General features: G+C 34.5%; 4 protein-coding genes. 3 read left to right on the forward strand and 1 reads right to left on the reverse strand.

Going from position 1 to position 6,505, the window contains the following annotated elements:
- Nucleotides 1-2 precede the first annotated feature (2 nt).
- Complete coding sequence (locus tag LAB100_RS08940) at nt 3-1,367, reverse strand: aspartate aminotransferase family protein (RefSeq protein WP_119327177.1); 1,365 nt, start codon at nt 1,365-1,367, stop codon at nt 3-5.
- A gap of 231 nt (nt 1,368-1,598) precedes the next feature.
- Between LAB100_RS08940 and LAB100_RS08945 the strand changes: the two genes are divergently transcribed.
- The 3 genes from LAB100_RS08945 to LAB100_RS08955 all read left to right on the forward strand — a co-directional run.
- Entirely contained in the window at nt 1,599-1,802 is a 204-nt protein-coding gene (locus LAB100_RS08945; RefSeq protein WP_119327178.1) for an antitoxin, read from the forward strand.
- A 169-nt stretch (nt 1,803-1,971) separates the two neighbouring features.
- Nucleotides 1,972-3,774: a BspA family leucine-rich repeat surface protein gene (locus tag LAB100_RS08950; RefSeq protein WP_162894255.1), complete on the forward strand. Its 1,803-nt coding sequence runs from the start codon at nt 1,972-1,974 to the stop codon at nt 3,772-3,774.
- Nucleotides 3,775-4,175: 401 nt separating this feature from the next.
- On the forward strand, nt 4,176-6,505 hold a 2,330-nt coding region (locus LAB100_RS08955), incomplete at its 3' end, for a BspA family leucine-rich repeat surface protein (RefSeq protein WP_126322034.1).

Here is a 6,505-nt window from a genome sequence, read left to right on the forward strand (position 1 = left end):
ATTTACCAACCAATTTTTTCGTTACTTGGAATAATTACTTGATTATTTTCTGCTGCAGCAAAAGCGTCATCCAAAACATTCAACGCTTTATCCAGCTCGTCGTGCGTTATGACCAAAGGCGGTTGAAATCTCAAAATATTTCCCTTCAAGGTAATCATAACTACTCCGTGTTGAAATGCATAGTAAATAACTTTATTGGCAAAATCAAGGTTTGGTTCTTTGGTTTGACGGTCTTTAACAAGTTCAATTCCTCCGTCAAGTCCGTACATTCTAATATCACCGATTTCTTGATAATGTTTCTGCATTTCTAAGAATCTTTGTTCAGCATAAGCACCATCAGTAGAAGATTTTTCGAGTAAACCTTCTTCATCCAAGACGTCCAAAGTAGCCATCGAGGCGGCACAACAGACAGGATTTCCAGCTGTAGTAAATACATGTGCTGGTGAATCAAGACTTTCCATAATCTCTTTTTTACCAATGGTAGCGCTGAGTGGCATTCCAGAAGCCAAAGACTTACCAACAGACATCAAGTCGGGTTCGATGTTATTGAATTGTTGATAACTCCACATTTTACCAGTTCTTCCCATACCTTGATTGATTTCATCAACCGCAAAGAGAATTCCATTTTGGTGACAGAACTCATAAACTAATTGCATGAATTCTTCTGGGGCTTTTCGAATACCCCCATCGCCTTGGATAGGTTCAATTAGAACACAGGCCACTTCGTCAGCTGGTAAAAAGCTTTCGAACGGTTGTTTAAATTCATCAAAATAACGCATCGCTACATCGTGTTCAGTTTCGTTGGGATATCGTCGATACAAATCAGGATACGGAACATGCACTACTCCTGGTAACAATGGTCCCATTTTGCGTGTCATGTTCAAGCTGACACCAGACAAAGTCATTGAGCCAAAAGTCGACCCGTGATATGAATCCATAAAGGAAACAATATATGGTCTATCGGTATACGCTCGGGCAAATTTGATAATAGCATCGTTTGCCTCAGAACCTGAATTTGAAAAGGCTACTTTCTTAGGTGTTCCGGGTACAAGTTTTGCCAAACGTTCTGCTAATTCTTGTCCTGGACGATGATGAAAATAGGCAGGTGTGTAATGAATCAGTTCTTCAGCCTGCTCTTGGATAGCTTTAACGACTTTTTCATTCGTATGACCAACGTTGATAGCAGAAGCGCTTGCCAACAAATCAATGTACTCGTTTCCGTCTGCATCGATTAACGTTGAATTATGTGCTGATTCTATGACAAGATCATAGTAGTTGATTCTAGACGATTTGGCGTAATACTTATTTTCGTTCTTAATCAATCGAGCGTCCACCTCGTGATCATGATCTACTTTTTGCGCTGTCATAATGACACCCCCTATTAAAATTTTATTGGTTGAAATATTGTCATTCTAATTGTTTTTTAATTTAGTTGCAAGATTTTTATAAAAGCAATTCCTTACTCAATCAAGAAAGTTACATCGTATTGCATGATATCAAGGCGTGTAAGCGTCAAAGAAAAATTAGACATTTTCTAATTTCTAAGAAGTTGCTAATAATAACTTTCGATTCTATTATGATGGCGGAGGTATTTAACAATGATGAACGATGAAAAAGTATTGTTAGAATACATGGCAAGATTTTATAAAACACCTGCTGCTGAGTTGACACAAAAGTACACGATTTCGCAACTAGAAGATGCTTATAACGAAATAAATCAGAAGACCAATTATCAGAAATATTTAGATAGGAACAAAACTTTTCCTAGTGAATACGTAATGAAGGAATTTAGCCCACTTTAAAATTAAAGGATAATAAACAACCACTTTATTTTAATAATAAGGTGGTTGTTTTTTAATTTTTTATTGTACATTTCTTGATTTCAGGAATACTTTTGTTTCATATTGAATATAAATTTATTAATTCTATAATCGAAGTTGTAGACATTATTTAATCATGAGGGGAGACTTTATGATGAGAAAATTTATATCAAAAAAATGGATACTTTTTTCTGGATTAGCTATGAGTGGATTATTACTAGTCAACTCACCTACTACAACTGTTAAAGCTGTTGATAGTGGCTCTGCCGCTACTACCGAAACTAAAGATCAAACTGGTAATACTGCCGCCAAAAATGATGATAGTGGATTTAAGATTCCTGATGATGCCATTGCTCATGGTATTACTGGTACATGTCCATGGTATATTAGCTCTGATAAAACATTGCATATTGGATCAGGTACACTTGAATCTTCTGATAATGCTGCATCACCTTGGGAAAATTATTCTGATGATATCACTTCAGTATCATTTGATGAAAAGGTTATCGCTCCAGATAAGATTGAAGGGTTATTTTGCACCTTATACTCTTTAAAAACAGTAAAGAATGTTGAAAATTTTGATATATCAAATACATCAGATATTTCATATTTATTTGCACTAGATTCTAATTTGGAAAACATTGATGTTTCTACTTTGGATACTTCAAAAGTTACAGACATGTCCTTTATGTTTAGTATGATGGGAAGCACAAATAACAGTCTTACTACATTGAATGTTTCTACTTGGAACCTTGAAAATGTAGAAAATATAACTTCTATATTTCAGGGAGATGCTGCTTTAAAATCCTTAGATGTTTCTAATTGGAATACACCTAACTTAAAAAGTTCTGTTAGTGCTTTCCAAGATGATTCACAACTAAAGGAATTAGATGTTTCTAACTGGGATGTTAAGAACGATACTAGTTTCAATGCAATGTTTAAAGGTGATTCTTCCCTAATATCATTAGATTTATCAAAATGGAACATGGAAGATTCGGTCCAATTAGGAAATGCTGGTTCTGATGGCATTTTTGACGGAACTGATTTGAATTATATTAAATTAGGACCTAATAACTTTTTCAATCCTAGCAATGGTACCAATGTTCTTTTACCTTCCACGAAGTCAAAGACTTGGTCCAATGACGATAAAACTTTATCATTTTCGGCTACGGATTCTAGTGATTCTATTGGAAAGTATTACGACAAAAAAAATAATCCTGCAGGTGTACAAACTTTTACTCCACAAAGAGAATCAATTACTGCCGATGTTACCATTAAGTCAAATTTAGGCGACTTAATTGTTCCTAACGTAACCGGACCTACTGGTAAACAAATCACAGTCGATGTTCCTCAAAAAGACGGTTACACGTCTGATAAGAAAACTGTTACAGCGACTGTCAACGCTATTGGAACCATTACTACTGACGAAACCGTCAAATACACTAAGATTACCAAACCATCTGGCGGTTCACATGGTAGTTCCTCAAACAACAATAATAATCAAAATAATAACAATGACAAAAATAAAGTAACGACCGAAACTAAGAAACAGACCATTAATACTTATAATGGTAAAGATATTCCTATTTATACTTTAGATTCTGAGAATAAGATGGTTTTGATCAATAATAAGGCCTTATCAAACGATTCTGGTTGGTATAGTGATCAAAAGTTAGTTGTTAACAACGATACCTATTATCGCGTTGCTACTAATGAGTATGTCAAAGCTACTCAAGCCTATCCTTATGAATCAACTAAAGCTGTTCTTCGTACAACTAACAGCAACAAACGCATTTATATGGCCGACGGAAAATTGATTGCTAATCGTGAATTAGCTGCTGACAGTGATTGGTATACCGATCAAATTGTCCAAATCAATGGTGAAAAATACTATCGTGTTGCCACTAATGAATTCGTCAAAGCCAATGATTCCAACATTTACAAAACACTTTAGTTGCTTACTAAAACAAAAAATCAGAAAGATTCAGTATTTTACTGAAATCCTTCTGATTTTTTTTATTGTTTAAAATGATTTTTATTTAAATCCTTTTTATAAAAAATTAGCTATGTATATTCCACCATACAATTTGTCTATGAATTTATAATTTAGCATATAAAAGCAGTCGTAAAAAAGAGCAAAATATTTATCTTAGTCAATTATCAAAAATATAGTATTATGATTCTCAATAATTAAATAAGTCTTATATTTAATATCAAATTATTTTGATTTATTTTCCAAATTTAAAAAGAATTTTTTAGCATTATTGAATTTGATAAAAAATAAATAATACTATAATTATTTCCAGATTGTATACTTTTAAAAACTCAAAGTATTTTATAAAGGGGATTTATATTATGAGATTTAGACAATTAAATAGTAATCCAAATAGTATTATGCGTAAGAAATTAGTTAAATCCAAAAAGAGCTGGATCGTTGTTTCTAGTCTTTCATTAGCTGGGGGTTTATTTTTGCTAGGCGGACCTACATCTGTTGTTAAAGCCGACACTGACACTGCATCTGTAAAAACTTCTGTTGTTTCAACGACAAAAGCAAGTTCCACCACTACTAGTAGTACTACCAAGTCTTTAACTACTACTCCTAAAGAATCTACATCATCCACAACAAGTCCAGTTGTATCTTCAAATTCTAGTGATGCTACAACAACTAAAAATTCAACACCAGTAACAACTGAAAAAATTGCTACTGATACTAGTTCTACAAACAAAAATCAGGAAACTTCTACAGTTAAAGATTCCACGGCAACAACTGCCAATACTCAAACAGATACATCAAAATCAGAAAACACTAATGCCGTTAAGAGTGACCCAACAGACAATATAAAGACACCTGTTACTGAAAAACCTGCTATTGATACAGTTGATACCCAATCCGACACAAAAAAAGTAGAAAATACAGATACCGTTAAGGACGAATCAACTGATGACACAAAAGCACCTGTTACCGATACTACAACTAATACCGATAAGAACGCTACTAACGTTGTAGAACCAGTTACTACAACAACTGCTGACTTAAAAGTAAGTAATCTAATGGCTAACTTAGCTCTCTCAAAGGCTCAACTTGCTGATTTAGGCGTTCAGGCAACTGCGCTAGCCATTACTCCAGAAAATGCAACTCTAGAGGACGGCAATATTGCTGAAGGTATGCAAGGTACAACTCCTTGGAGTATTGATCAAAGTGGCGTTTTACATTTAGGTGATAAAAATAAAACCACCACTTTAGCCGACAACAAAACTACTACGACTGATAAAGTAAGTACAGGTTCCTCAAATACTGATGTATCAACAGTAACATCATCTCCTACATCTCCATGGGCTGGACATGCTGATAGTATCAAAACCATTACTTTTGATGGTAATGTCAATACTGCATCCGATATGAACCATATGTTCTCTGATTTATCAAATTTAACAACTATCACTAATGCTGATAAATTAATAACTCCACAAGGTAGTGACGATGATGAAGATAAAACTATAAAAAATGCTACTGGATTGTTTGCTAATGATCCTAAACTAACTAGTATTTCAACTATCTCTGGAACAACCGGAGCACAAAGTAATACCGTGGATCTAAGTGGATGGAAACTAGGTTCAGTAACTTCAACGGAAGATATGTTTCTAAATGATAGCTCTATCGAACATATTATCTTCCCATCAGCCCAAGAAGATACTCTTACCAAAAATTTAAATTCCAGATATATGTTTAAAAACGATACTTCATTAAAAGATATTTCATTCCCTAATTGGCAATTTAGAAGTGGCGATTTTGATATGAGCGGAATATTTCAAAATGATACTTCGTTAACAACTTTAGATCTTAGTTCATGGAATATGAATTCAAACACTGAAACCGGTGATTCATCTAAGGGTGAAGGGATGTTTGATGGTACCGATTCCCTAACATCATTACATCTTTCAGTAAATAACAAGTTCAAAAATTACACTGGTCTTTCTTCAGCTCAAGGTAGCAAATGGATTGGTGGTGGAAAGACATTATTAGCGGATCCAACTGGCTCTGATGGATCAACTACTTATAATTTAAATAATTTAACCGCTAACTTAGGAACTTATGTAAAAGGTGGCACTGAGTTTAAACCAGACGGTTCAACAGCTACTCCCTTAAACTTTACCTTAATTGTTCCTTCTAATATGGGTGATATACCTATCCCTGTTACCGGAACAATTTACAGTTCTGTCACCGGTGATGTTCCTCAAAAAGACGGATATACTGCCAACTATACTCAAGTTCAGGGTAATATACTTGCAGACAAAGCTGTTACCTCTTACTACGTTACATATACCGCTAATCCTTACACAACAAAAGTTTCTACTTCAAAAGGCTCACAAGACGTTGATATTCCTGCTGGTGTCGTGGGAACAACTTCTAATCCTATTAGTTTGCCATCTGTAAACGGATATATCGCTCCTCAAATTAAAGTTCAATATACAAAAGACGGTAATATTATTACTGATCTCAAGGGTAACGTTATTTCAGACGATAATAAATTAACATATACTGGAGAACCCTTAGATAATAATGCAGCAGTTGCCGTTACTGATCCCACTACCGGTAAATCTGTTTCCATTGACGTTCCCGACGGTAAAGTTGGTGATTCTGTCACTCTTAATATTCCTAACTATGACAACGATGGATACACTGC

Source organism: Companilactobacillus musae (assembly GCF_003967595.1).
In the GTDB taxonomy this organism is placed as follows: domain Bacteria; phylum Bacillota; class Bacilli; order Lactobacillales; family Lactobacillaceae; genus Companilactobacillus; species Companilactobacillus musae.